This window comes from Corynebacterium neomassiliense (assembly GCF_900626215.1).
In the GTDB taxonomy this organism is placed as follows: domain Bacteria; phylum Actinomycetota; class Actinomycetes; order Mycobacteriales; family Mycobacteriaceae; genus Corynebacterium; species Corynebacterium neomassiliense.
In genome coordinates this window covers 2,066,235-2,091,560 of record NZ_LR131106.1, presented here as the reverse complement: position 1 = coordinate 2,091,560, position 25,326 = coordinate 2,066,235, and the positions used below count along the sequence as shown (strand labels likewise).

The window sequence follows — 25,326 nt, the reverse complement described above, 5'->3', positions numbered from 1 at the left end:
AATTGCGCAAGACCGTTCGAATTCTTGTTCCGGCTCCCTCCCTCCGAGGCGATCCCACAGCTCACTTCCACCGCAATCGTGGAAGCCCCGCACCCCTCAGTGATGGAACCCCGTCCCGTGTCCGCCCACGGCAGAGGACGGCAGCGGGGCGTCCAACCCGTCAAGGTAGTGCACGCAGGTGCGCAGGTCTCTGACAAAGAGCGTGGCCAGGTCATGGCTCATCCCGTTGCGTACCACGATGCGCTGCACCGTCATGTCACTGAGGTTGTCGGGCATCGGATAGGCCGGCACCTGCCAGCCGTGCATCCGCAGCCGGTCGGACAGGTCGTAGAGCGTCCACTTCCGCTCCCGGCGCACGCCGCCACCGGTCCTGGCGTCCTCCCCCGCCAGCCGCCACGCGAACACCGGTATGTCCGGGTCGTCACTCCACAACTCGAAGTCCGGCATTTTCCCGATCTCGCCGGCCAGGTACCTGGCAACGTCCATGGTGGCTCCCTGCACCCGCCGGTAGCCGTCCATTCCCAGCTGCAGGAACAGGTAGTACTGCAGCAGTACCTGCGCGCCTGGGCGCGAGAAGTTCAGTGCAAGGGTCGGCATGTCCCCGCCGAGGTAGTTGACGCGGAAGATCAGGTCCTCCGGCAGATCTTCCCGCGTACGCCACACGATCCAGCCCAGCCCGGGGTAGACCAGTCCGTACTTGTGCCCCGAGGTGTTGATGGAGGCCACCCGAGGCAGCCGGAAGTCCCACTCCAGATCCGGCTGGAGGAACGGGGCGATCATCCCGCCGGATGCGGCGTCCACGTGAATCCGGATGTCCAGGCCACGACGGGACTGGATCTCGTCGAGTGCCTCGGCGATCTCCGCCACCGGCTCGTACATGCCGGTGTAGGTCACCCCCATGATCACGACCACGCCGATGGTGTTCTCGTCGACGTAACTGTCCAGGTCATGACCGTCGAGTACGCGGTGTTCCTCGCTGACCGGCACGTACCGGGGCTCGACCTCGAAGTAGTTGCAGAATTTCTCCCAGCACACCTGCACTGCCGAGGAGAGCACGATATTCGGCCGCTCGGTGGATTTCCCCGCCTCCCGGCGCCCGTGCTGCCAGCGTCGCTTCAGCGCCAGGCCACCGAGCATGCACGCCTCCGAGGAGCCGACGGTGGAGGTCCCCAAGGTGTGGTCCGGATCGGGAGCGTTCCACAACCTGGCGATCATCCGCCAGCAGCGGTCCTCGATCTCCGCCGTGGCGGGGTACTCGTCCTTGTCGATCATGTTCTTGTCGAAGGCCTCGCTGTACAGCCGGTCCGCATAGTCGTCCATCCATGTGCCGACGAAGGTGGCGAGGTTCATCCGGGCGTTGCCGTCGAGCATCGCTTCGTCATGGATCAGCTGGTAGGCGGTCTCCGGAAGACTGCCGACCTCCGGCATACGGTGACGCGGGAAGCTGGTCACTTCATCGGCGCGGGCGAACAGCGGGTTGAGTTCGAGGTCACTCATGAGTGGTCTCCGTTCGCGTACGGGGTCCCGAAACGCCCCGAGGATCAGGACGCCGTGGTCGTCGGAACACAGTGCCGTCGAGACTACCCGCGGCGGGTGCGGGGGCCGTACCACCGGTGTTCTTTCCGCCAGCGCCTGACCCGGAGGGCACGGTCAGGCGGATTCGCCGGGGTGGACAACAGCCCACGTAAACGTCATTCGCCGAACGGCCGGCATATTCCTGCGTAGGGCTGAGGAGAACATGAAACCCGTTCGTCTTCCCAACTCGGTCTATCCTGTGACGCCGACCTGGCGACCCGACCCAGATCCAGGTTCACGAACCTCGCCTGTACTCTCTGCAACGGACACACTCTTCACCCTCAGTCGAGCTCTCCGAGGGCGCAAGGCGCGTCAAGTTCGGCGCGCGCATTTTCGACTGCCCGGGTGCGCCACGGATATGCTCGACCGCATGAGCTGGCTGGTGCGAAAGAAGAGTGAGACCTACAGACTCCGGGTCTCCGGGCGCATCGAGGTTGAGCGGACCGGTCCACTGCATCAGGGAGAGCCCATGCTCGAGTGGGGATCCGTGACGAAGACCGTCACTGCAATGATCGCGGAAGAGCTGGACCGTGCAGGATCGGTGGAGTTGTCAACACCCGTTAGCGAATACCTTCCGGAGACTGGGCTGCCGGAGGCGGTAGACGTCCGCAGCCTGGTAGAACACACTTCTGGTTTGCCGCGGCTCCCCAGGAACATCATCCGGACTAGGGCTGATGCACAGGATCCTTACGCGAAGTTCACCTCCGGGTACTTTGACGAGGAAGTCCTGCCCGATTTGTCAGAGCAACTGTGCGGGCACCCGGGATCGACCCTCTACTCCAATCTGGGGTACGCGGTACTCACTCGCCTGCTCGAGGTCGCCACTGGAGATGACTGGTGGACACTCGCGAAGCGCCACGTGTTCACGCCTCTCGGTGTCGCGAATGTCTCGATATGCCCAGAGCAGCAACGCGTACCCGTACTACGTTCCTGGACAGGTCACATATGCAGGCAGTGGAAGTTCGCCGGTCCTTTCGTCGGGGTCGGTGGCCTTCACGGCACTCACGATGCACTCGAACGTTACGCCATCACCAGAACACAGCGCACGCCGGGAGAAAAGCCCTTCGGATGGCTCGATGACGGGGATCTGTACTGGCATGACGGAGGAACCCTGGACCAGGGCACATTCGTCGGGGTTTCCCATGACGGATCGCGGGTAATAACTGTGCATACGCTGGGATACAACGCCGGGCGAGTCAACAGGACCGCTGCGCGACTCAACCGTGCGGCGCGCTGAACGGGAGCCTGAGGATAGATATCCGGCATTTCCAGAAAGCATCAATACAGAACGACCAGGGAGTCTTGAATTAGAGTCTTTTCGCGGTTAGGAGTGTGCAGCTGACGCGAAGGTGGGGCCGGGGACGGCTCAACATCCAGAAGCTCCGGCAGGTACAAGATGAGAGTTGCGAAGCCGTCATCTCAGGCGAACCAGCACCCTACCGGCACCTGCAGCAGGAAGATTCTCCGGACCCCACCGCCGTGCCCTGGCGACGGGGCAAAACTCACCCGGCGGGGTGACCTGCCGAATCCTCCGACGTCGTGCCGTAGAACGGATCAGCGTGGCGGCGACCGCCAATGGTTGAATCCCCGCTGTCGTGGCGGGTGGTATTCTGCTGTCCTGTACATCGCGCAGAGATCCGGTCCCGACAATTTGTGCTGGGGGCATGGGTCTGGTTGTCCGGGTTTCACCGACTTTCGCCTGATGTTACCGGGTGAGGACGCGCAGGTAGTTGGCGAAAAGTCTCCGGAACATGTGGTTGATCCCTGCGGTGCGACTGAAAGTCCGCCGAAGATCGTCGGTGTACTAGGCATCCCTTTCACACAGGAGATCGGCGTCGTTGGGGTCAGTGTGAGTGCTCAGGGTTTCTCCGGGGGTCGAGGTGCGGGCGGTGTGGCGTCCCGGTGGCCGATGTGCACGGTAGGCCCCGTGCGCGTCGGACACCTCGCCACGCTGCAACCCGCATTCCAAACGGAGACTAGTGGCACATACTCACCGCCAGCACACCATGGGCTATGCCAGCTCCCACCACAGGGGTGAGAGACGGTGGACCTGGTTCTTCTCAGTACGTACTGTCCACATACTGCGAACACCTGGACAGGACGCCCGCCTGCAGGATCCGGGTAGCCTGCCACCCCGATCTGCCGGTGGCCTCCTCCACGGTATCGAGCTCCTCGTCCTGTCCGGCACCAGCATAGAGAGCATCGCACGCAGCAGTGGAAGCTCGAGCAATGTCACCGGCAGCCACATCGATTCCCTCGCCCTGAAGCACGTCCGCGTAAATGCCGTCCATCGTGCTCTCCGGCGTTCCGGATGAAGACGATGCTGTAGGAACTGGAGAAGTACTTGGATCGACAGGCCACTCATCCGCAGACGCACCGACTCGGTGGGAGCTGTATTCCATCCCCAGACTGGCCTTCACTCTGGCGCAGTTCTCCACGACTCTTCCGCCGTAGCAGACTATCGACCAGTCATCGCCCCACACCATCTCAGCATCCAGGGGATTCCCTTCAGCCATAAATGCACCACGGTTTCCATCCGCGGCAGTCGGATTTCCTGTGGAGTTCTGTGCGAGAAAATAGTACCCGTCCACGTCGTTTCCGCAACTGGCTATCTCGTCATTGAGCAGGTCGAAAGAGTCACATGTCCCACCGATGGCACTGATCCAGTCACGCATTCTGACGGGCGTACCCCACCTCTCCGACGCAGGAGAAATGGTAGCCTCTGCTGTTGCAGATAAATCATCTCCAATTTTGCCACCGCATCCTGCGAGCGTGAGTGCAAGTGTGAGTAAAGTAAGTTTAGGAACAGTATAAAGTGTGACCCGCGTAAGATTCATGGGAAGATCATACCGGCACTGAACTAGACAGCCGCCCTACCATGGTTGTCTGCCCCCTCCCCCACCAGACGGTGCGGTGACCAGCAGCGATGAAGCAGGGAATCCAGTGTCGGACACCACTGGTCAGCCCGTTACTCTGGACTGTCACGCCCAGCACCTCCGGGCTGCACCAGGCGTCCCGTAATCCGGCGCTGCCTGCTGCGCCCGGGGCCCGCGCCCTGTTGTCCCCCCGTCTTTTCCTGCCGTCTTGATCTTCCGCCCCCTGGCGGCCAGCTCCCGTGCCCCGGGTCGCGTCCCTGATTCGAACAGTGACCGGAGGTGTCGCGCGCCGCCGGTAGGGTTACGCGCGATTCAGCGTCATGTGACCCGCTGCCGGAGCGAGGAGACCTTCCCCGTGAAAGATCTCGGGCCACAGAAAAGTTCACCTCACAGGAAGCAGGGAGACAGGAATATGAGCAACGGACAGCCTTGGACACCAGCCCACGACACTCCGGCTGGACCGCGCAAGCGTGACCCGTTCATGCTCCCTGAGTTCATGGGGTGGCTGACCACGGGTATCGGAATTCTGGGAGCGGTGTCAGGTCTGGTCATGGCGCTCGACACGGACGGGACACTGGCTGTTGCTTGCTGCGGCCTGGCCTTCGCCACGCTGGGGATGATTCTCGTCGTTGTCAGCAGGATCGGCACCGGGCTGCTCAGGGCCGGGAAGATCCGGCAGTAGCCAGCCGACTTCTCCAACTCGCGGGAGTTGACCACCCGGTGGCCGTCCCACCCGGTGACCGCCCCACCTCACACACCCCACCCGCTCCTCACGCGTTCACCTCCGCCCGGATAACGTGCTTGAGCAGTTTCCCGGAGGGGTTGCGCGGCAGTCCGCGGGCGACCACGACCTCGCGGGGGATCTTGTACTTCGCGAGCTTTCCGGACAGGTGGGCGCGCACCTCGTCGACACTGAGCAGCTGTCCCTCGTCGGTGACGACCACTGCGACCACGGTCTCCCCCCACTCGGGGTGGATCCTGCCGACGACGGCGACGTCCCGGACCTCCGGCATGTCCCTGATCGCCTCCTCCACCTCGGTGGAATACACGTTCTCACCGCCGGTGATGATGACGTCTTTCTTCCTGTCGGCGATGTAGATGTAGCCGTCGGCGTCCACTTTCCCCACGTCCCCGGTGCGGTACCAGCCGTCCATGAAGGCTTCGGCTGTCGCCTCCGGGTTGGACAGGTACACGGACATCATGGAGTCGCACCTCATCCAGATCTCTCCTTCTCCGGAGGCGGTCACGTCGGTACCGTCGTCGGCGACGACCTTGAGGTCCACCCCCAGCATGCCTCTGCCGATGGAGCCTGCCTTGCGTACCTGGTCGGCGGGGACGAGGACGGAGCCGGCGGGCCCGGTCTCGGTCATGCCGTAGACCTGGTAGAAGTTCTCCGTCCCGTAGGCGGTGATGAGCATGCGTGCCATCTCCTCCCCCAGGGGTGCCGCCCCGTAGATGAGCATCCGCACGCTCGTGAGGTCGTGGTCGCCGGGTTGCCGTGTACCTGTGCCACTGTCCGCGCCGGCTTTCGCGAGCTGCACGGGGGCGATGTAGGCGATCGGTGCTCCGAAGACGGAGGTGATCCTCGCTGATTCGAGTACCCCGAGGAACCGGGTGGGGTCATATTCTCTCATCAGGACCACGGTGCCGCCGACGAACAGGGTGGTGAGGGTCCAGTTGTTCAGTGGTGAGGCGTGCCAGACCGGCATGCACACGAGCATGCGTTCATCGGCGGCGAAGGGCATGTTGGAGCAGATGTTGGGGGCGATGGCGCTCACAGCCCGGTGGGTGAGGACGCAGCCTTTGGGGCTCCCGGTCGATCCGGAGGTGTAGAGCACCTGCGCGTAGTCGGTGTCCCCGACGAGCGGCCCGGTCCACGGTTCGGCGGCGGTGACGGCGTCATCGAAGCTTCCCGGCGCGCTGACGGGGTCGCCGGAGGTGACGAGCCAGTCCACTCCGGGGGCGCCCTGGCGGGCGGTGTCGGCGAGGCGGTCGCTGGCCACCCCGAGTACGGCCCTGGAGTGTGCGGCGATGTGGGTGATCTCGGGAGGGGTCATTTTGTGGTTCACGGGGACGAGGACGGCTCCGCAGCGCCAGATCCCGTACATGGCGACGAGGAATCCGGGGTCGTTGAGGGTCATGACCATGACCCTGTCCCCGGGGAGGACGCCGTGGTGTGTGAACACGGTCGCGGCGCGTTCCGCGGCGTCCTTCAGTTCCCGGTAGGTCATGGTCCTGACCGGGGGCCGGTCCCCGGTGTCCGGTGCGGCGGGTGTCCCTGCCCATTCGACGGCGGGGTGGTCCGGTCGGCGTCGGGTGCTGGCTTCGAGAACGTCGAAGAGGTGCATGGTCTGGCTCTCTTTCGTTGTGTGATGTAATCTGTATCACAGTGAACCACAGTTCACTGTTCGTGGGAAGTACCCCCGGACAGGAACCCGTCCCGCACTCACAGCACGCACAGCCCGCACGCGATACAGGGAGCACCATGACCACTTTCCTTCCCGACACCAGCACCCGCCCCGGTCCCGCCCGGGTGAACCACCGGGTGGTCAACCAGTCCGCCCCCCGGGTGGACGTCAACGAGTACACCTCCGACACCGCCCTCGTCGAAGCCGTCACCACCTTCGGACCCGGCAGCCCCGGCAGCTCCGGCAGCTCCGGCAGTACCGCCGGCACCGCAGCAGAGTCCACGGCCGCGCACGCAGCCCTCACCCGCATCGGCGCCGAGGTCGCGACCGCCTCCTACCAGCACGACGCCGACCTGGCCAACCGGATCAGCCCGGTCCACCACTCCCACGACCGCTGGGGCAACCGGGTCGACCACATCGAGTTCCACCCCGCCTACCACCGCATCATGGGCTACTCGGTGGGCCAGGGACTCCACACCTCCGCCTGGGCGAATCCCGGACCCGGCGCCAACGTCCTGCGCGCCGCCGGCTTCATGCTCGTCAGCCAGATCGAGGCAGGTCACGGATGCCCGGTGTCCATGACCCACGCCGTGGTCCCCGCCCTGCGCAGAAGCCCGGAGCTCGCGGAATTCTGGGAACCGAAACTCCTCTCCACGGTCTACGACCCCGAACTCCGGGACCCGGCGACCAAACAGTCCGCGATCTTCGGTATGGCCATGACCGAGAAGCAGGGCGGGTCAGATGTCCGGGCGAACACCACACGCGCCGTCCCCAACTCCGACGGCACCTGGTCCCTCACCGGCCACAAGTGGTTCTGCTCGGCACCGCAGTCCGACGCCTTCCTCGTCCTCGCCCAGACCTCCGACCCCCTCGACCCGGACTCCCGCCGGGACGCCCTGAGCTGCTTCCTCGTGCCCCGCATCCTCCCCGGCGGCGAGCGCAACCCCTTCTACGTCCAGCGCCTCAAGGACAAGCTCGGCAACCGGTCGAACTCCTCCTCCGAGATCGAACTCGACGCCACCGTCGGCTGGCTCGTCGGCGAGCAGGGCCGCGGCGTCCCGACCATCATCGAGATGGTCAACCGCACCCGACTGGACTGCATCATCGGCTCCGCCGCCGGACTGCGCCAGGGGGTCGCCGAAGCCGCGTGGCACGCCCGGCACCGTGCGGCGTTCGGCGCCACCCTCATCGACCAGCCGGCGATGGTCAACGTCATCGCCGACCTGCAGCTCGAGAGCGAGGCGGCGACGTGGACGGCCGTGCGTCTGGCGTCCGCCCATGACGCCCCCGACACCGGCCACGAGGCCGACTTCCGGCGCCTCGCCACCGCCGTGGCGAAGTACTGGGTGTGCAAACGCGGTCCCCACCACGCCTACGAGTCGCTGGAGTGTCTCGGCGGCAACGGCTACACCGAACTGTTCCCCATGGCCCGCCGCCTGCGCGAAGCCCCGGTCAACGCGGTGTGGGAGGGCTCCGGCAACGTCATCGCCCTGGACGTGCTGCGCGCCCTGGCGAAGCAGCCGGCGGCCGCCGAGGCCTTCCTCGCCGAGATGTCCACCACCCTCGGCACCGACGAACGGTATGACGCCCAGTTCCGCCGCATGCACGCCCTGCTGGAGGCGGCGTCCTCCGATCCGGGGTCGGCGGCGGGGCTCGCCCGGCAGCTCATCGAGGCCCTGGCCCTGACGCTGCAGGCCCAGGTCCTGCTGACCCACGCCCCGGCACCCGTGGCCACCGCATTCCTGGCGGGACGCCTCGACCCCACGACCCGTGGCATGGAGTACGGCACCCTCCCGGCGGAGGTGGACCTCGGCGCCCTGGTCGACCGGGCCTGAAGGCACCGGCGGCCGGCGGACCCTACTTCACCGCGGCGGTGGCGTCCCCGCGGTCGGAGACGACCTCACTACGCCCCCGCGGAGAGTCGATCTTCAGCACCAGTGCCATGACCAGCACGACCGCGGCGATCGCGAAGCCCATCCAGAACGCCATCTGCACACCGTCGATCATCGCGGCGACCGGATTCTGGTCGACCTGGTCGGAATGGGACTGGCCCACACCCATGACCGCGACGAACAGGGCGGTACCGGCGGCGCCGGCGAGCTGCTGCAGCGTGTTGAGGATCGAGGAACCGTGGGCGGAGAGATTCGTCGGAACCGCCGCCAGGGCATTGGACATCAGCGGGGTCATCAGGCAGGCCAGGCCGATGTTCAGCACGACTGCACAACCCACCAGGAACCAGACACTCTTGCTCTCGTCGAGAGTGGTCATCAGGTACATGGCGAACACCAGCAGAGCGGAACCGGGGATGATCAGCGGCCGGGTACCACGGGCATCGTAGGCACGGCCGGCGATCGGACCGAGCACACCCATGATGATGCCGCCGGGCAGGGTCACCAGGCCGGTCTGCAGGGCGGACAGGCCGAGAACACTCTGGGCGAAGATGGGCATGAGGATGATGAACCCGAACAGGGTGCAGAAACTGATGAGCATCATCGTCATGGAAAGCACGTACTGGCGGTTGCGCAGGGGGGTCGTGTTCATCAGCGGGGCGACATGCTCACCGCGCGCCTCGGCAGCCATCAGGCTGCCCTGACGCCGGAAGAACACCGTCAGCACGAGGGCACCGACAACCAGGAACACCAGCGACTGGGTCGGGAACCCGTCGGCCATCTCAGACAGCTTCGACAGGCCGTACACGGTCGCGGCAAAGCCGATACCGGACAGGACCGCAGACACGCCGTCGAAGGGCGGGTTGGAGGTCGGCTGGAAACTGCGCATCTGCCAGCCGCCGACGACCAGCGCCACCACACCCAGGGCGATCATCGTGGCGAAGATCCACCGCCAGGTCGCGATCTCCAGGACGAAACCGGCGTAGGTCGGTCCGACGGCCGGGCCCACGGCCATGACAATGCCGACAAGCCCCATCATCGAACCACGGCGCTCGATCGGGACGAGCACCATGATCGTGGTCATCAGCATCGGGGTGATCAGCGCGGTACCGGCCGCCTGCACCACCCGGGCGAGCAGAAGGGCCCAGAAGACCGGGGCGAACGTGGCGATGATGCTGCCGATCACGAACAGTGCGACAGCGGTGATGTAGAGGACCCGCCCGGGGATCCGGGCCATGAGGTACCCGGTCATGGGGATGACCACGGCCATGGTCAGCATGAACGCGGTGGTGAGCCACTGGGCGGTGTCCGCGCCGACCTCGAACTCCATCATGAGGTCCGGGAGGGCGTTGGACAGGGTCGTCTCGTTGAGGATCATCACGAACGCGGCCATCACGAGGATGCCGATGAGCAGTCCCGGGCGACCGGGCCTGTCCCGGGCGGTGGTGGACTGCTCCGGTGATGCCGGTGAAGCAGACGACGGAGAGGAGACGGATACTTTCTTCGCGGAGGGGTCGGGGATTTCAGACATGGTCTGGAAGGGTCACGCTTTCCATGCTCGGCCTGGGCACCGTGTACTGCGGTGCGTCAGTGTGGGGAGGCCCCCGGGAAACTCACGGGAACCTGCCGGGCGTGCCGGCTCCGGGCCGGGCGGAGCGGCAGACACGAGCATCCAGTATAACACCCGTCCGGGGGTGCACAAATCGGACGCCGACAGTGAAACCGCAGGTTAACAGGTGCAGAACTGTGGAAAGCCGGCTGCCGTGGTGGCACACCTGCCACTCACCTGCACTGGGACGCCGAAACACAGGTGAACACCGAGAAACACCGTGCGGACCCCTCAGGAAAACCCTCAGGCGACAGTTCTCCCGGCGGGGTGGTCAGCGGGTGGTCTTCTCCCCCGGAGCGTCCGTGGCCGCGGTGTCCGCACCCGGCGCGTCCTCACCCGCGGCGTCCTCCGCCTCAGCGTCGACGACACCGGGGCCCGTTGCCTCCGGCGCCGCCTCAACGGCAGCCCGGGTCTCTCCCCCTGTCACGGCGGACCGGCCGGACGCCGCGGATTCTGCGGTCCCCGCCATCTCCGCGCGGATCTGCTCCAGCCGGCTGGCGGCGGCAGAATCACGGCCGGACTGCTCGATCTCCGCCATCCGGCTGGCCGCACTGTTCTCGAAGAGTTCCTGCGCACCGAGGGCGTTGGCGTACCGGGCCTCGATACGGGCGCGGACGCCGTCGAGCGTGGGAACCGAGTCATCCGCCTGGATCCCCTGCATCGACTGCATGGCCTGGCTGGACGCCTCCTGCATCTTCGCCTGGTCGACCTGGGCGCGCAGCTGGTCGATCTGCGCGAGCTGCTCCTGGAGACGGGTCGCCGACTGCTCCTGCTGCTGCCTCGCCTGCTCGGCGGCCTGGACAGCCTGTGCGTGCAGCTGCTTGGTCTGTTCGATCTGCTGCTCAACCGTGACGAGCTGGGTGGCGAAGATCTCCGCCGTGTTCGCCAGCTCCGTCGCCTTCGCAGTGTCACCGGCGGAGGTCGCCGCATCCGCCTGACTGATCGCGGTGCGGGTGTTGCTCTCCAGAGCTTCACGGTCCTTGACCAGCCTGTCGAGCTGCATCTCCAGCTGGTTACGGTTGCCGATGATCTTCGCGGCGGAATCCGTGATCTGCTGGTGCTGCTTCCTCGCCGCCTCGGTGGCCTGCTGGATCTGCACCTTGGGGTCGGCGTTCTCGTCGATCTTCATGTCCAGGGACTGCATGAGGTACTTCCAGCCCTTGGAAAAAGGATTCGCCATGGTAGCTCCCGATGGTCGGAGGGTATGTGTGCTGTCCAGGATAAACACTTACCGCCCGCCGGGGGTGGGGGTTACTCTCCCTGGGCACCCTGCTGCTCGGCGACCTTCTGGCGTACCTCGTCCATGTCCAGACCCTCGACCTGGGCGATGAGGTCCTTCAACGCCTTGGGGGGAAGGGCTCCGGCATCGCGGTAGACGAGGATGCCGTCACGGAAGGCCATGAGGGTGGGGATGGACTGGATCTGCAGTCCCGCGGCGAGCTCCTGGTTGGCCTCGGTGTCGATCTTGCCGAAGACGTGGTCGGGGTACTCCTCGGAAACCTGCTCGTACACCGGGCTGAAGCGCTTGCAGGGGCCGCACCAGTCGGCCCAGAAGTCCAGGAGGACGATCCCGTCCTTGTCGATGGTGTCCCTGAAGTTCTCGGAGGTGATCGTCTGGGTGCTCATGTCTGGTCCTTTCGGAGATCCATGTCTGTTCAGTGTCTGGGTCCGTTACAGTGCCTGCAACAGGCTCACGGTCGGAGGTATTCCCGGGCCTCTTCCCCGGGTACCGCTGGCGCAGGGGGTTTCGGACCAGCGTACCGCCATTTTTGACCGTTTGCCGGACACCGCCCTCGCCTGCCCGGTACGCTCTGCGCACATGACCCCCCAGTCGTACCCCTCCGGACCCACTCCCCTGATGAAGTTCTGGGGACGGCTGAACTCCTCTGCCCCGCTGCGCGGACTGTTCTCCCTCGGATACGCGCTCAAGGCCCCGTACTTCCGCACCGTCGCCCCCCGGGTGCGGGTCATCGAACCCGGGCGTGCGGTCGTCCGGATCGGGAAATGGTGGGGCGTCACCAACCACATCGGCACCTTCCACGTCATAGCCGCACTTAATGGTGCCGAGGCGGCGATGGGCCTGGTCTGCGAGGCCTCGGTTCCGACCACCCACCGGTGGATCCCGCGCAGCATGCGGGCGGACTACCCGGCGAAGTCCACCGGGGGGCTGACCGTCACCGCCACCCTCGACCTGCCCGACTTCTCCACGATCACCCGGGAGACCGGCGGCTCACTGCACACGGTGAAGGTCACTTTCGTCGACGACGCGGGTGTCGAACCTGTCACCGCGGAGATCGACGTGTGGATCTCCGCTAAGAGAGCCTCCTAAACCAGGTTGTTGATACGAAGTATCGCGACTCTGTCCGACGTCCGGGACGATGAGGATGAAGGTAGGATGACGATCAGTTTCTGAGGTGTCTCCCTCGGAGACACCGGCAGTGGGGCTTGCCGTACCCAACCTCGGTTCGCATCATGTGCGATTTACCCCCGACAACAGTCCCTACCATCTGTACATTACGTGTATCTGAAGGTGGGATAGCTGTGTATCTGCAACCTCGACTCATTGCATTGGTCCTGGTCGGTGGCACCATAGGAGTTGCTGTCAGGGAGGGGCTGGTGCTCGCGTTCCCCTACAGCGGCATCCCCTGGCTGATCGCCGTGATCAACATCATCGGCGCGTTCCTCCTGGGTCTCATTCTGGAACTGCTTCCCCGTTTCGGTGACGACACCGGAGGACGCTGTGCTTTCAGACTCTTTGCAGGAACGGGGGTCATAGGGGGTTTTACCACCTACAGTGCTTTGGCCACGGACACTGCCCGCCTCTCCGCTGAGGGTTTGACAGCCGACGGAATCAGCTATGCCGTCGTGTCCGTCGTTTCAGGCATTGTGGCCGCAGGCGCAGGCATGATAGCAGCCAGGGGCGTCCGGAGTGCTCCCCATCACGAGGTGACGGACGGAGATGACGCCCGGTGACACCGATTCTGTTCTGCGCATTGTCGCTGGCCGGCGGTGTAGGCGCAAGCTGCAGATTCGTCATTGACGGCGTGGTCAAAGATCACGTGGTGACACGGTTCCCCGGCTCCGCGGGTAGGCTGCCGTGGGCAACATTCCTGATCAACGCCAGCGGCTCCCTGCTAATGGGGTTGCTCACGGGGTTTGTCAGCACCGGTATTCTTGCCCCTGAGTGGCAACAACTGGCCGGGGTCGGCTTTCTCGGTGGGTACACCACATTTTCCACGGCGAGCGTGGAGACTGTGGACCTGCTGCGGCACGGCAGGAAGACGGCCGGGCTGGTCTACGCGGCGGGGACACTGTCAGTGACGGTGCTGGCCGCCGCAGTCGGACTGTGGGCCGGTTCCGCCGCGGTGTGAGACATCCGCGCCGGAAACCGGAACAGCCCGGTCAGGCGTTCTTGACTGCGGAGACGTCGAAGCTGAGGGTGATCTTGTCCGAGACGAGGACGCCGCCGGCGTCCAGGGCGGTGTTCCAGTTCAGACCGAAGTCGGAACGCTGGATGGTGACCTGGCCCTCGAAACCGACGCGGGTCTGGCCCCACGGGTCGGTGGCTTCACCGTCGAAGTCGAAGTCGATGGTGATCGACTTCGTGACGTCCTTGATGGTGAGGTCGCCGGTGACCTCGAGCACGTCATCACCCTTGGCCTTGACCTCGGTGGAGGTGAAGGTGATCTTCGGGAACTTCTCCACGTCGAAGAAGTCGGCGGACCGGACGTGACCGTCGCGGTCGGCGTTGCGGGTGTCGACGGAGGCGGCGTCGATCTCGACGTTGATCGAGGCACCCTCCAGGTTCTCGCCGGTGGTGGCCGTGCCGGTGAAGGAGCTGAAGGCGCCGCGGACCTTGGTGACCATGGCGTGGCGGGCGATGAAGCCGATTTCGGTGTGGGCCGGATCGATGGTGAAGGTGCCGGCGAAGTCGTTGACAGTGCTCATGATGTGGAGTTCCTTTCGGGGATGGTTGCTTGTCCGTCTCCGCGGAGACTGGACCGCGACGACACGGACCACTGTACACGTTATGTAGTTGATATGTCATCTAGTTCCGGAATGTGGTTCAATCAGAGGTATGAAAGCCCCGGACCTCGACATCGACCGCCCCACCGACCGGAACGCCGGCAACGTTTCCGGCCCCGCCCCCCGCCCAGCTGCGGACACGGCCGACGCTACCGCATCCGCCTCACCTGCACAGGGCACGTTCACCGCGCCCGCAGCGGCCACCGCGGCGTCACCCTCTTCGGCCACCCCCGCAGGAAACTGGCTCACCGCGGAGGAGCAGCTGTTGTGGCGGCGGGGGCTGGAGGGCGGGGCACGGATCCAGGCCAACCCCCCCCGCCCGATGCTCCGGGACAACGGCATCTCCATCGCCGACCACGAGGTCCCGGTCAACCCGTCCGAATCCCCCCGGCAACGCATGCGCATCGCCGCACTCGCGGACAAGCTGCAGTGGGACCGCTCCCGCCTCTCCCACCAGATCACCCGCATGCGCAAGCGCAACCTCGTGGACCGGGAGATGTGCGACTCTGACGGAAGAGGCGCCTTCATCGTGCTGACGCCCGCCGGTCTCGCCGCGACCGTCGCAGCCGCCCCCGGACACGTCGACACCGTCCGACGCCTCTTCGTCGACCGCCTCTCCCCCACCCAGGCCCGTGACCTGTCCTCGATCCTGGAGTGTCTCATCGCCCAGTTCGAGAACGCCGACTGACAGCCTGGCACCGGCTGACACCGCCTGACCCGGCCCCCCGTCACGCCCCCGGACTGAGCTCCGAGAAACGCGAGTAGTGCAGCTGGTGCGCGACCCGAACTGTTCCGATGGGACCACCACGGTGCTTGGCGAGGATGAGGTCCGCCTCGCCGGCACGCTCGTGGTCCCGGTTCTGGGAGTCCGGTCGGTTGATGAGGATGACGATGTCGGCGTCCTGCTCCAGCGAACCGGACTCACGCAGGTCCGACACCCGCGGCAGGGCGTCGTCGCCACGTGCCTCGACACCACGGTTCAGCTGCGAGATCGCGATGAGGGGTACGTCGACCTCCTTCGCCAGCAGCTTGAGCTGGCGTGAGAACTCCGAGACCTCCTGCTGACGGGACTCGACCTTCTTGCCTGAGCTCATCAGCTGCAGGTAGTCCACGACAATGAGACCGAGATCGTGCTTCTGCTTCAGCCGCCGGGCCTTCGCCCGGATCTCGGTCATCGTGAGGTTCGGCGAATCGTCGATGAAGATCGGCGCCTTCTCGATCTCGGTGACCCTCCGGGTGAGCTTGTCCCACTGGGCGTCGTCCATCTTCCCGCCGCGCATCGCCGCCAACGGCACCGACGCTTCCGCGGAGAAAATGCGCATCATCACCTCGGACTTGCTCATCTCCAGGGAGAACAGCACGGACGCCTTGTTCTGCTGGACCGAGCAGGAACGCATGAAGTCCAGCGCCAGGGTGGACTTGCCGACACCGGGACGGGCGGCGACGATGATCATCTGACCGCCACGGAATCCGTTGGTGAGTTCGTCGAGGTCACGGAATCCCGACATGACGCCACCTTCACCCCCGGCGCCGGCGGAGAGGTCGTCAAGCTCGTCCATCGTCGACTCCAGGAGGTCGGCCAGCACCATGTAGTCCTCACTGGAGGACTCGTTGGTGATGTTGAACATCTCCTGCTGGGCACGGTCGACGACGCTCTCGAGTTCCGCACCCTCCAGTCCCGAGTACCCGTACTGGACGATGCGCGTACCCGCGCTTACCAGCCGACGCAGCACCGCCTTCTCCGCGACAAGGTCCGCATAGTAGCCGGCGTTCGCCGCGGTCGGGACCTTGCTCGACAGTTCGTGGAGGTAGGGCAGCCCGCCGACTTCATCGATGAGACCGTTGTTGTCCAGGCGACCGCCGAGGATGACAGGGTCGACCTCCATCCCCTCGCCGTAGAGCTCGAGCATGGTGTCGTAGATGGTCCGGTGGGCCGGACGGTAGAAGTCGTCCGGTTTGAGCCTCTCGACGACATCGGCGATGGCGTCCTTGCTCAGCATCATGCCGCCGAGGACGCCCTGTTCGGCCTCCACATTCTGCGGCATCTGGCGCATCGGTTCCCCGAGTCCGGTGAACCCGGGCCCGTCGCCGGGCCTGCCCCGACCGTCTCCCCGGCCTCCCCTGCCACCCCGGCGACGTCCGTCACCGTTGCCGCCGCCCGTGAAGGGCGCCGAAGTGGGCCCCTCGTCCCATGCGGAGGGCTCGGGAGGCAGGGGTACACCACCCTGGTCTGCCGCGAAATTCTCCCCCGGCACACCGGAACTTCCGAACGGCTCCCCTGACACCGCATTGTCCTGTGCACTCATGGGCCCACTGTAGACCGGTTCACGCCCCGTCCCAAGTCGGTCACGCCGGCCGAGGGTCTGCCGTCCACCACTCCCGGCGGACGGCAGACAGCCGGTCGTGCACAGAGTTGTCCACAGGGAATTGTGGACAACTTGTGGACATTCAGTGCATATCGACGATCAGTGCAGGTCGCGTTGTGGACAAACTGTGGACAACTTCGGCCGCGAGAGCCAGGTGACCCTTGTTAACGCAGGTCAGAGCGATGACAACCTGTGGAGTGCATGGAAATGCCGGGTGGACAACTGTTTCCTCACCTGCGCGACCGCAGGTAGGACTGTATCTGTTTATATCGACGCAGGTCGAATATGCGCATACTATGCACATGCTATTCACCCGGTGGTGCGCACGTTGTCCACAACGGTCCCGGAGGTGGGTCATCTGACCGGAAACCCCCGCCGAAAAGCGTCCGGAGACACCACACGGACCTGTCCCGGCCGATGGCCGGAAAGGTCCGTGCGGTGTGCTGTTGTCTGAAGTATGTTCTTCGGATCGCCTGGCCGGGTTCACGGCAGTCGACGGGGCCGGGTGTCTGGGCCGGCACACCCCGGGTGTCTGGGCCGGGGCCGTCGTAGGTGTGACGGAGCACTGTCAGCGCTCCGCCCGGAAGGCGGTTGACGGGGCGACGCCAGTTACTTGGCGACGACCTTGAAGTTGAGGGACGCGACGACCTGCGGGTGCAGCTTCACGTCGACGTTGTAGGAGCCGGTGGCCTTGATGTCGCCCTGGTCGAGGAGGATGGACCGCTTGTCAAGCTCGTGTCCACCCGCCTCCTTGACGGCGGCGGCGATGTCCGCGGCGTTGATGGAGCCGAAGAGCTTACCCTTCTCAGAGGTGCGGACCTTGACGGTCACACCCTGGAGGTGGTCGATCTCCTTCTTGACCTCGTGAGCGTGGTCAAGGTCACGGATGACCTTGTCAGCCTGGGCCCGACGGATGTTCTCGACCTGTGCCTCGGCACCCTTGGTGGCGGTGATCGCCAGGCCACGGGGGAGCAGGTAGTTACGGCCGTAGCCGGCCTTGACCTCGACGATGTCGCCCGGGACACCGAGGTTGTCAACGGCAGCGGTGAGGATCAGCTTCATTGATCCGGTGCCTTTCGTTGTGCTGGGACTTCTGGGGGTGTTTCTGCTGGGGAACGGTCACACGGCAGATCAGAACGGGGGCTCCTCGCCACCGTCGAACCCGGACTGCTGGGGAGCGGAATTCCACGGGTCGTCATCGGTGGAGGCGTTACGCCCGCCGAATCCGCCCTGGTTGCCGCGCGGAGCGGAGGACCGGCTCTGGTTGCCGGAACCACCCTGGCCACCACCGGCGTTGCCGCCCTGGTAGCCTCCGCCGAATCCCTGGCCCGCGTTACCCTGCGGTCCACCGGAGTACCCGCCCTGGCCACCACCGCCCTGCTGACCACCGCTCCAGCCGCCCTGACCACCCTGCCGGGGAGTCTTGGCGACCTGCGCGGTCGCGTACCGCAGGGACGGGCCGACCTCGTCGACCTCCACCTCGAACACGGTCCGCTTCTCGCCCTCGCGGGTGTCGAAGCTGCGCTGGCGCAGACGGCCGGTCACGATGACCCGGTCACCCTTGGTGAGCGAGTTCGCGACATTCTCGGCTGCCTGACGCCACACGTTGCAGGTGAGGAAGAGAGCCTCGCCGTCGACCCACTGGTTCGACTGGGAGTCGAAACGTCGGGGTGTGGACGCGACGCGGAAGTTCGCCACGGCAGCCCCGCTGGGCGTGTAACGGAGTTCCGGGTCGGCAACGAGGTTGCCGACCACAGTGATCGGGGTGTCTCCCTGTGCCATGTGGTCTCTCCCTATGTCTTCTGCCGGCTCTCTGCCCGGTCTCTACTGACGGTGGTGGGGGTGCGGGACCCGGAGGCCCTGCAGTCCTGTGCCGTGAGGAGCCCTAGTGGGCGTCCTTGCGCAGAACCTTGGTGCGCATGATCGTGTCGTTCAGGTTCAGCAGACGGTCGAGCTCCTGGACGGTGGCCGACTCACAGTGCAGGTCGACGACGGCGTAGATGCCCTCGGCCTGCTTGTTGATCGGGTACTCCAGGCGACGCTTGCCCCAGATGTCGACGTTGTCAACCGTACCGTTTTCCTTGCGGACCGTCTCGAGGAACTTGTCCAGCGACGGGGCAACGGTGCGTTCATCCTGGGACGGGTCGATGATGATCATCATCTCGTATTGACGCACGGACCTCATCACCTCCTGTGGTCTAGTGTTTCGGCCGTACCCCTGTTGGGCACGGCAGGAGGGTTCGTTGCGTCAGCAACCGGTCCAGCATACGCTACGCGGCCCAGAACACCGCAATCCCCACGGGCACCAGCGTGATGAAGACAACCGCCGCGGTGAACAGGCCCCACACCACCTTCGGCCCCCGCCTGTCCATGAACCCCTTGAAGGACGCCCCGAAGAGGACGAACCCGATGCCCACGCTGACCATCGTGACTATGACGCCGACGTCAGACACGTCCCGGCCCCCGCTACCGGCCGTTGAGCAGGTCGTCGATGATCGCGCCGACGTCCGGCAGCTGACCGGTTCCGCCGCCACCGCCGCCGGTGCCGTCACCGGGGGCCGGCGCACCGCCACCGGTACCGCCCGGATCGGGGGCCGGAGCCTCCTGGCCGCCGTCGTCCGTCGTGGAGTCACCGCCACCGCCACCGCCGCCCGTGGAGGTGGAACCCCCCGTGCCGTAGCCGGAGGAGTACCCGGACCCGGAGGACCCGGCAGATCCCGCGGCCGCAGCAGACGCGGAGCCGGACTCACCACCGAAGTACTCCACCGGGTCATCGGCGAGCGCGGCGTCCATGAAGTTCTTCCAGATGTCCGCCGGTGACCGGGACCCGTACATCGGGCCGCCGTAGGTCAGGTCGACCAGCGGCTGACCGTCCACGTTGCCCATCCACACCGCGGTGGCGAGCTGGGGGGTGGACCCGATCATCCAGGCGTCCTTGTTGGCACCGGTGTCACCCAGCTGGGAGGTACCGGTCTTCGCCGCCGACACCCGACCGCCGGCGAGAGAGTGCCCGTTGGAGTAGGCGGCGATCGGCGCCATCGCGGCGATGACGGCGTCCGCGGTCTCCGGGCTGATGACCTGGGTCGGCTGCATACCGGAGTTGTCCAGCAGGACTTCGCCGGACTGCGTCTCGACCTTCTGCACGAAGTGGGCCGGGAAGTACTTTCCCTGGTTGGACAGGGTCGCCAGGACGGAGGCCATGTCCAGCGGACGGGACTGGTACTGGCCCAGCGTGATGCCCTCGTAGGGGACCCCGCCGTTCTCGGTGAGGGTCTTGTCGATGCCCGGGATCGAGGTGGCCACACCGAGGCGGTGGGCCATGTCGGCGACATCCTGCGGCCCGTTGTCGAGACTCTGTGTCAGGCGGATGAAAGAGGTGTTCAGGGACATCTTCAGGGCCTGGGCCAGCGAACACGTGCCGCAGGTCTCACCGGAGTCGTTGGTGACGGTGTTGTCCCCGGAGACCACCGGTGAGGAGTCGTAGAGCGCACTGGTGGGGATGCCCTGCTCCACGGCCGCGGCCAGGGTGATGATCTTGAACGTCGAACCGGTCTGCAGGCCCGCGTTGGCCCAGTCGTAACCGTTGGGGTCGTCGCCGCCGTAGTAGGCCTCGATGCCGCCCGTCTTCGGGTTCACGGCCACCCCGGCGGCGCGGACGGTGTCATCGTAGGAGTCCAGTTTGGCGTGGACCGAGTCCACCATGTCCTGCTGTTTGTTCCAGTCGATCGTGGTGGTGATCTTCAGTCCGCCGGTGTTGACGGCGTCCTCGGAGATGCCGTTCGCGGCGAGCTCATTGAGCACCTGGGTGCGGATCAGACCGTTGGTGCCCTCGGCGAACGAGGATTCCGCGGTCGTCGCCGGGTCCACCGTCTCCGGGTACACGGCGGCGGCGCGCTGCTCCGGGGTGATCGCGCCGAGCCCGACCATGCCGTCCATGACGTAGTTCCAGCGTTCCTCCGCCTCCGGACGGTTGGTCCACGGGTCGAGCTGGCTGGGCCGCTGGATCGACGCCGCGAGCACCGCCCCCTCCTCGACAGTGAGGTCCTTCACCGGCTTGTTGAAGTACGCCTTGGCCGCGGCGTCGATGCCGTAGGCGTTGCGGCCGAAGTAGATCGTGTTCAGGTAGGCCTCGAGGATCTGGTCCTTGGACCATTCACGGGTCATCTTCGCGGAGATCACCAGCTCCTTGCCCTTGCGGACCAGGGAGCGTTCGTCACCGACGACAGCGTTCTTCACGTACTGCTGGGTGATCGTCGAACCGCCGCCGGCGGAGGAGTTCCCCGTCAGCTGACCGAGCGCGGCACGACCGAAACCGGTGACGGAGAAGCCGCTGTTGGAGTAGAAGTCCCGGTCCTCGGCGGAGAGGACGGCACTGCGCACGTGCTCGGGAACCTCACTGATGCTGATGTTCTGGCGGTTGCCCTCGGGAGGCACGATGCGGGCGATCTCACTGGTGCCGTCCGCGGCGTAGATGTTGGAGATCTGGTTGTTCTGCAGCTCCTCCGGCTGCGGCACCTTGGTCACCGCGTAGGCGGCGAAGAAGGCGACGAGCGGGACGATGATGAGGACGGCGATGACCGAGCAGACCGTCGTGATGACCCGGCGCCACGGCGGCCGGCGACGTCGCGTGCGGATACGCAGGTTGTCCCCGCCGTCTCCCGGCGTCCGGTTAGCGCCCTCGTTCGAGCTGTTCTCGTTACTCACCTAGCTGGTCTTCCCGTCGACGGCCGGGCCCCGTCGCGGACCCGGATTCTGGCAGAATACTACCGACAACACCCCGGTAGCCCTCTTCGCGGATCAGATGGTTCCACCCGCACCGCAGGCAGACCTCCACGGTGTGCACCGTGAGTTCCTCATCCGTCCCAAGGGTGGACAGGAGCTGTCTCACCTCCGAGAGACTACGCGCTGTCCCTGACTTTTCCCCCATCGCCGTTCCGTGGATCCACTGAGTTTCCCGCAGGTCGTCGCCGCACACCGGGCATGCCCGGCCGGTGTTCACACCCAGCACCTCGGCACTGGCCAGGACCTCACGACCTGCGTCGCAGACACTTTTCCGGCTGATCTCCCCGCGCGCGAGGGCACGCAGTGTCCGTCGGCGGCTCAGCTCGTGGTCCACGGTGCGGCAGGGGACTGGTACCGACCTCATGTCACCGCTCATGTCACCATCCTAGGTAACTCCTGCGTGCATCACCCGTGACGCCGGTGTGGCCGGCCGGCGGCGCTGCACGGGAGCCCGGAGCGTCAGGGCGTCGGGGCGTCAGGGCGCCGGAGCGTCAGGGCGTCCTGCTGTATCGGTCAAGCTCGCCGGTGAACCGGTCAAGACCCCGCAAACAGCCCCGGACGTGCGCTTTTCCTCCCGCAGCGGGGTTATGGTCCCACCCATGACCGCAAACGACAGCTCCACGATCAGACTGGCCATCGTCGGACTCGGCAACTGTGCCGCCTCCCTCGTCCAGGGCCTCGAGTACTACCGCGACACCCCTGACGACGCCACCGTCCCCGGCCTCATGCACGTCCGCTTCGGTGACTACCATGTCCGGGACATCAAGGTCGTCGCCGCCTTCGACGTCGACGCCGACAAGGTCGGCAAGGACGTCAGCGAAGCCATAGAGTCCGGCCAGAACTGCACCATCAAGATCTGCGACGTACCGGAGACCGGGGTGACGGTCCGGAAGGGCAACACCCTCGACGGCCTCGGAAAGTACTACCGGGAGACCATCGAGGAATCCGCCGAGCCGGACGCCACCCACGACGACATCGTCGCGGCGCTCAGGGAGACCGGCGCAAACGTCCTCGTCTGCTACCTCCCCGTCGGGTCCGAACAGGCCGACAAGTTCTACGCGCAGTGCGCCATCGACGCCGGAGTCGCCTTCGTCAACGCCCTGCCGGTCTTCATCGCCTCCGACCCCGAGTGGGAGAAGAAGTTCGCGGACGCCGGCGTGCCGATCGTCGGCGACGACATCAAGAGCCAGGTCGGTGCGACGATCACCCATCGCGTCCTCGCGAAGCTCTTCGAGGACCGCGGCGTCACCGTCGACCGCACGTACCAGCTCAACGTCGGCGGGAACATGGACTTCAAGAACATGCTCGAGCGTGACCGCCTGGAATCCAAGAAGGTCTCCAAGACCCGGGCGGTGACCTCCAACCTCCACGGTGAACTGGCGGGGAAGATCTCCGACCGCAACGTCCACATCGGCCCCTCCGACCACGTCGAATGGCTCGAGGACCGCAAGTGGGCCTTCATCCGGCTGGAAGGCCGCGCCTTCGGTGACGTGCCCCTGAACCTGGAGTACAAGCTCGAGGTCTGGGACTCGCCGAACTCGGCCGGGGTCATCATCGACGCTGTCCGCGCCGCCAAGATCGCCCTGGACCGGGGTATCGGCGGTTCGGTCGACCCGGCCTCCACATACCTCATGAAGTCTCCGCGCCACCAGGTCAACGACGACCAGGGACGCCGGGATCTCGAGGTCTTCATCGCCGGAGAGGACGCGACCCGCCCTGCCGGGGACGCCGGGGACACCGGAGCAGCCGTGGCCGCCGTGGCCGCGGACAGCTCCGGCCAAGAGCAGGACGTGGCCGACAGTCTCGCCAGACTGTGACGCCGAGCATATTTATCCAGAATATTCCCTCCGGGTGAACAGTTCCTCCGTGGAACAGGTAGATTCGGTGACATGACCGTCTCATCAATCGGCGTCGCGAAGCAGCTCCGGCCGGTGCTCACGCGCCTGTACCTGCTGTACTTCCGCCAGACCGCGACTTCCGCCATCAGCATGGCCCAGCTGTCCATCATGATGAACCTCCAGGACAACGGCCCTCTGCGCATCAGCCAGATCGCCGACCTCGAGGCCATCCGGATGCCCACCGCATCCAACGCGGTGAACCACCTCGAACAGATGGGGCTGGTCTCCCGGGTCCGCGACGTCAGCGACCGTCGCGGAGTACGGGTGCGCCTCACCGAGGAAGGCGTCCGCCAGCTCGGGAAGATCAGCGAGGAACGCGTCGAGCAGCTCGCCACACTGCTCGACGGGCTCACCGAGGATGAGCTCACCCAGATCCAGGACGCCATGCCCCTGTTCGACAGGGTGCTCGCGACCTTCGGGCCCCATGTGTCGGGGACCGCCACCGAGAAAGACGGGGAATCCGCCTCCGACGACTCCGCCCGGTAATGTGCCCAGCGTGAACACCACACGGATACTGCTCGCCTGGCGTCCCGGAGACGGTGCGCCGGACACCGCCGGAGCGGACGCCGCCGCCACGGCCGCCTGGCTCGCCCGCAGCGGACCGGTCCTCGTCCGGCCGGTCAGCGTCATTCCCCGGGTCTGGCCGGAAGGCGACGGCGAGGACCACCTCGGCAGGGCGTTCGGGGACTGGGCCGCCGCCGAATCAGCGGCCTGCCTGGAAGACGCGGTCACCGCACTGCGTGACGCAGGTCTTCCCGAGGACAGCATCGACACCACGTACCGGGCAGGCAGTTCCGTGCCCGGCACCCCGACAGACGGCGGGGACGTGCTGCTCAGCCACTCCGAGACGACGGCGCTGATTGACGCCGCCACGGACTTCGGGGCGGACTGTATCCTCATCGGGCCACGCAACGGTGCCCCCGACGGCCGCTTCCGCGCCGGCGCCACCGCCGACGCACTGCTGCACTGTTCGCCGCTGCCCGTGCTCACGGCACCGCACGCGCCCGTACTGTCCGGCCACGGGATAACGAGGGTGAGCTGCGCGTACGTGGACACCGAGCAGTCGCAGCAGGCCCTGCGCCACGCCTCGGACCTCGCCGCCCGTCACAGGGTCCCGCTGCGGCTGGTCGTGTTCAGCCCGACCGGGGCGACAATGTACCCGACCCGTGTCCCCCTGCCGGAGGGGAAGGACGCCCGGATCCTGGCCAGGTGGACCGCCCGCGCCGAGGAGATCATCGACCGGGGGCGCCGGCGTGCACTGGAACGTCACCCGGAGCTTGAGGTGCAGACCGGGGTGGGCACCGGCGGGGACTGGGAGACCTCCGTCGGCGACCTGCGCTGGAAGAAGGGTGACCTGCTGGTGGTGGGTTCCTCGGTTCTGGGGACGTTCAACAAGGTCTTCATCGGACCGTCGACGAACCAGATTCTCAGGCATTCGCCTGCACCTGTTCTCGTCAGCGCGGTGTAGCCGTCCGGTTCGGACGCCCGGCCCCGCCCCCGGTGTCCGCACCCTGACTACCCTTGGGTGTCATGGATGACGGGACAGGCGGCACAGCCGGCAGAAGAAACAGGGACGACGTCATCGGACACCTGGAGCAGGAGGACCGTCGCGCGGCGGTGAAAATGGCGTGGCAGTGGGGGCTGGGGGTCCCGGTACTGACCGTGGCCGTCTATCTCGTGCTGCGGGCACTCACCGGGGATTCCACGCTCACCCACGCGGTACCGGTCATCGTCTCCCTCGCCGGGGCCGTGGGCGTGTGCGTGGTGACCAGCCGGCGGTGGAGCCGTTACCACGCCTGGGCGCCGCTGATGGGGGCGGTGTGGGCGCTGATCCCGTGGTTCCTGCTGGTCGCGACCACCCTGCTGCAGAAGCTGATCCTGGGGGAGTAGACCCCCT

Annotated in this window: 25 protein-coding genes; 11 read left to right on the top strand and 14 right to left on the bottom strand. The window is 65.9% G+C overall.

Translation table 11 applies throughout. The features are described 5' to 3' along the window. Positions 1 to 96 precede the first annotated feature (96 nt). Positions 97 to 1,497, bottom strand: coding sequence for a glutamate decarboxylase (gene gad, locus E0E18_RS09230; RefSeq protein ID WP_130840423.1), 1,401 nt, complete (start codon positions 1,495 to 1,497; stop codon positions 97 to 99). A gap of 448 nt (positions 1,498 to 1,945) precedes the next feature. On the opposite strand from gad, the gene E0E18_RS09225 reads away from it, so the two are divergent. Then, on the top strand, positions 1,946 to 2,812 hold the full coding sequence (locus E0E18_RS09225; protein ID WP_161972264.1) for a serine hydrolase domain-containing protein: 867 nt from the start codon (positions 1,946 to 1,948) through the stop codon (positions 2,810 to 2,812). A gap of 823 nt (positions 2,813 to 3,635) precedes the next feature. Here E0E18_RS09225 and E0E18_RS14195 read toward each other — a convergent pair. Then, on the bottom strand, positions 3,636 to 4,250 hold the full coding sequence (locus E0E18_RS14195; RefSeq protein ID WP_237559717.1) for a hypothetical protein: 615 nt from the start codon (positions 4,248 to 4,250) through the stop codon (positions 3,636 to 3,638). 613 nt (positions 4,251 to 4,863) lie between these two features. Between E0E18_RS14195 and E0E18_RS09215 the strand changes: the two genes are divergently transcribed. Next, positions 4,864 to 5,133, top strand: a complete 270-nt coding sequence (locus E0E18_RS09215) for a hypothetical protein (RefSeq protein WP_130840416.1) — start codon at positions 4,864 to 4,866, stop codon at positions 5,131 to 5,133. 88 nt (positions 5,134 to 5,221) lie between these two features. On the opposite strand, the gene E0E18_RS09210 is transcribed toward E0E18_RS09215, so the two are convergent. Next, a complete protein-coding gene (locus E0E18_RS09210; RefSeq protein WP_130840414.1) occupies positions 5,222 to 6,799 on the bottom strand; it encodes a class I adenylate-forming enzyme family protein in 1,578 nt (525 codons plus the stop codon). A gap of 137 nt (positions 6,800 to 6,936) precedes the next feature. Between E0E18_RS09210 and E0E18_RS09205 the strand changes: the two genes are divergently transcribed. Then, positions 6,937 to 8,694, top strand: a complete 1,758-nt coding sequence (locus E0E18_RS09205; protein ID WP_130840412.1) for an acyl-CoA dehydrogenase family protein — start codon at positions 6,937 to 6,939, stop codon at positions 8,692 to 8,694. A gap of 22 nt (positions 8,695 to 8,716) precedes the next feature. Here E0E18_RS09205 and E0E18_RS09200 read toward each other — a convergent pair whose 3' ends face one another. The 3 genes from E0E18_RS09200 to trxA form a co-directional block, all read right to left on the bottom strand. Further along, complete coding sequence (locus tag E0E18_RS09200; protein WP_202616714.1) at positions 8,717 to 10,279, bottom strand: MDR family MFS transporter; 1,563 nt, start codon at positions 10,277 to 10,279, stop codon at positions 8,717 to 8,719. Between the two features lie 349 nt (positions 10,280 to 10,628). Further along, a complete protein-coding gene (locus E0E18_RS09195; protein ID WP_130840409.1) occupies positions 10,629 to 11,537 on the bottom strand; it encodes a PspA/IM30 family protein in 909 nt (302 codons plus the stop codon). 71 nt (positions 11,538 to 11,608) lie between these two features. Further along, positions 11,609 to 11,983, bottom strand: coding sequence for a thioredoxin (gene trxA / locus E0E18_RS09190; protein ID WP_066587105.1), 375 nt, complete (start codon positions 11,981 to 11,983; stop codon positions 11,609 to 11,611). A gap of 232 nt (positions 11,984 to 12,215) precedes the next feature. On the opposite strand from trxA, the gene E0E18_RS09185 reads away from it, so the two are divergent. The 3 genes from E0E18_RS09185 to E0E18_RS09175 all read left to right on the top strand — a co-directional run bounded on the left by E0E18_RS09185 (position 12,216) and on the right by E0E18_RS09175 (position 13,728). Beyond that, complete coding sequence (locus E0E18_RS09185; RefSeq protein ID WP_110482659.1) at positions 12,216 to 12,686, top strand: hotdog fold domain-containing protein; 471 nt, start codon at positions 12,216 to 12,218, stop codon at positions 12,684 to 12,686. Positions 12,687 to 12,925: 239 nt separating this feature from the next. Then, complete coding sequence (locus tag E0E18_RS09180) at positions 12,926 to 13,330, top strand: fluoride efflux transporter FluC (RefSeq protein WP_237559716.1); 405 nt, start codon at positions 12,926 to 12,928, stop codon at positions 13,328 to 13,330. Next, on the top strand, positions 13,327 to 13,728 hold the full coding sequence (locus E0E18_RS09175) for a fluoride efflux transporter FluC (RefSeq protein ID WP_130840403.1): 402 nt from the start codon (positions 13,327 to 13,329) through the stop codon (positions 13,726 to 13,728). Before E0E18_RS09180 ends, E0E18_RS09175 begins: the two co-directional genes overlap by 4 nt. A 31-nt stretch (positions 13,729 to 13,759) precedes the next feature. On the opposite strand, the gene E0E18_RS09170 is transcribed toward E0E18_RS09175, so the two are convergent. Continuing rightward, complete coding sequence (locus E0E18_RS09170; RefSeq protein ID WP_066587121.1) at positions 13,760 to 14,305, bottom strand: YceI family protein; 546 nt, start codon at positions 14,303 to 14,305, stop codon at positions 13,760 to 13,762. A gap of 130 nt (positions 14,306 to 14,435) precedes the next feature. On the opposite strand from E0E18_RS09170, the gene E0E18_RS14190 reads away from it, so the two are divergent. Further along, positions 14,436 to 15,071: a MarR family winged helix-turn-helix transcriptional regulator gene (locus E0E18_RS14190; RefSeq protein ID WP_237559715.1), complete on the top strand. Its 636-nt coding sequence runs from the start codon at positions 14,436 to 14,438 to the stop codon at positions 15,069 to 15,071. A 40-nt stretch (positions 15,072 to 15,111) separates the two neighbouring features. On the opposite strand, the gene dnaB is transcribed toward E0E18_RS14190, so the two are convergent. From dnaB to E0E18_RS09130, 7 genes are all read right to left on the bottom strand, one after another. Continuing rightward, positions 15,112 to 16,689 (bottom strand): replicative DNA helicase, encoded by a 1,578-nt coding sequence (dnaB, locus tag E0E18_RS09160; protein WP_237559714.1) that lies wholly within the window; start codon positions 16,687 to 16,689, stop codon positions 15,112 to 15,114. A 669-nt stretch (positions 16,690 to 17,358) separates the two neighbouring features. Then, positions 17,359 to 17,811 (bottom strand): 50S ribosomal protein L9, encoded by a 453-nt coding sequence (gene rplI, locus E0E18_RS09155; protein WP_066587126.1) that lies wholly within the window; start codon positions 17,809 to 17,811, stop codon positions 17,359 to 17,361. A 69-nt stretch (positions 17,812 to 17,880) separates the two neighbouring features. Next, positions 17,881 to 18,531, bottom strand: coding sequence for a single-stranded DNA-binding protein (locus E0E18_RS09150; protein WP_130840401.1), 651 nt, complete (start codon positions 18,529 to 18,531; stop codon positions 17,881 to 17,883). A gap of 103 nt (positions 18,532 to 18,634) precedes the next feature. Further along, complete coding sequence (gene rpsF, locus E0E18_RS09145) at positions 18,635 to 18,934, bottom strand: 30S ribosomal protein S6 (protein ID WP_174217133.1); 300 nt, start codon at positions 18,932 to 18,934, stop codon at positions 18,635 to 18,637. 85 nt (positions 18,935 to 19,019) lie between these two features. Next, the gene (locus E0E18_RS09140) at positions 19,020 to 19,202 is read right to left on the bottom strand and encodes a hypothetical protein (RefSeq protein WP_066587131.1); all 183 of its coding nucleotides are present in this window, start codon (positions 19,200 to 19,202) and stop codon (positions 19,020 to 19,022) included. 13 nt (positions 19,203 to 19,215) lie between these two features. Further along, positions 19,216 to 21,453, bottom strand: coding sequence for a transglycosylase domain-containing protein (locus tag E0E18_RS09135; protein WP_130840399.1), 2,238 nt, complete (start codon positions 21,451 to 21,453; stop codon positions 19,216 to 19,218). Continuing rightward, a complete protein-coding gene (locus E0E18_RS09130; RefSeq protein WP_066587137.1) occupies positions 21,446 to 21,907 on the bottom strand; it encodes a DUF5318 family protein in 462 nt (153 codons plus the stop codon). Before E0E18_RS09130 ends, E0E18_RS09135 begins: the two co-directional genes overlap by 8 nt. A gap of 223 nt (positions 21,908 to 22,130) precedes the next feature. Here E0E18_RS09130 and E0E18_RS09125 point away from each other — a divergent pair, with 223 nt between their 5' ends. The 4 genes from E0E18_RS09125 to E0E18_RS09110 all read left to right on the top strand — a co-directional run bounded on the left by E0E18_RS09125 (position 22,131) and on the right by E0E18_RS09110 (position 25,319). Further along, positions 22,131 to 23,348, top strand: coding sequence for an inositol-3-phosphate synthase (locus E0E18_RS09125; protein WP_237559713.1), 1,218 nt, complete (start codon positions 22,131 to 22,133; stop codon positions 23,346 to 23,348). Positions 23,349 to 23,420: 72 nt separating this feature from the next. Next, positions 23,421 to 23,915 carry a MarR family winged helix-turn-helix transcriptional regulator gene (locus tag E0E18_RS09120; protein ID WP_066587140.1) on the top strand — a complete coding sequence of 165 codons (495 nt, stop codon included), beginning with the start codon at positions 23,421 to 23,423 and terminating at the stop codon, positions 23,913 to 23,915. Between the two features lie 10 nt (positions 23,916 to 23,925). After that, positions 23,926 to 24,897 carry a universal stress protein gene (locus tag E0E18_RS09115; RefSeq protein WP_066589599.1) on the top strand — a complete coding sequence of 324 codons (972 nt, stop codon included), beginning with the start codon at positions 23,926 to 23,928 and terminating at the stop codon, positions 24,895 to 24,897. A 62-nt stretch (positions 24,898 to 24,959) separates the two neighbouring features. After that, entirely contained in the window at positions 24,960 to 25,319 is a 360-nt protein-coding gene (locus E0E18_RS09110) for a hypothetical protein (RefSeq protein ID WP_130840397.1), read from the top strand. Positions 25,320 to 25,326: the final 7 nt, after the last annotated feature.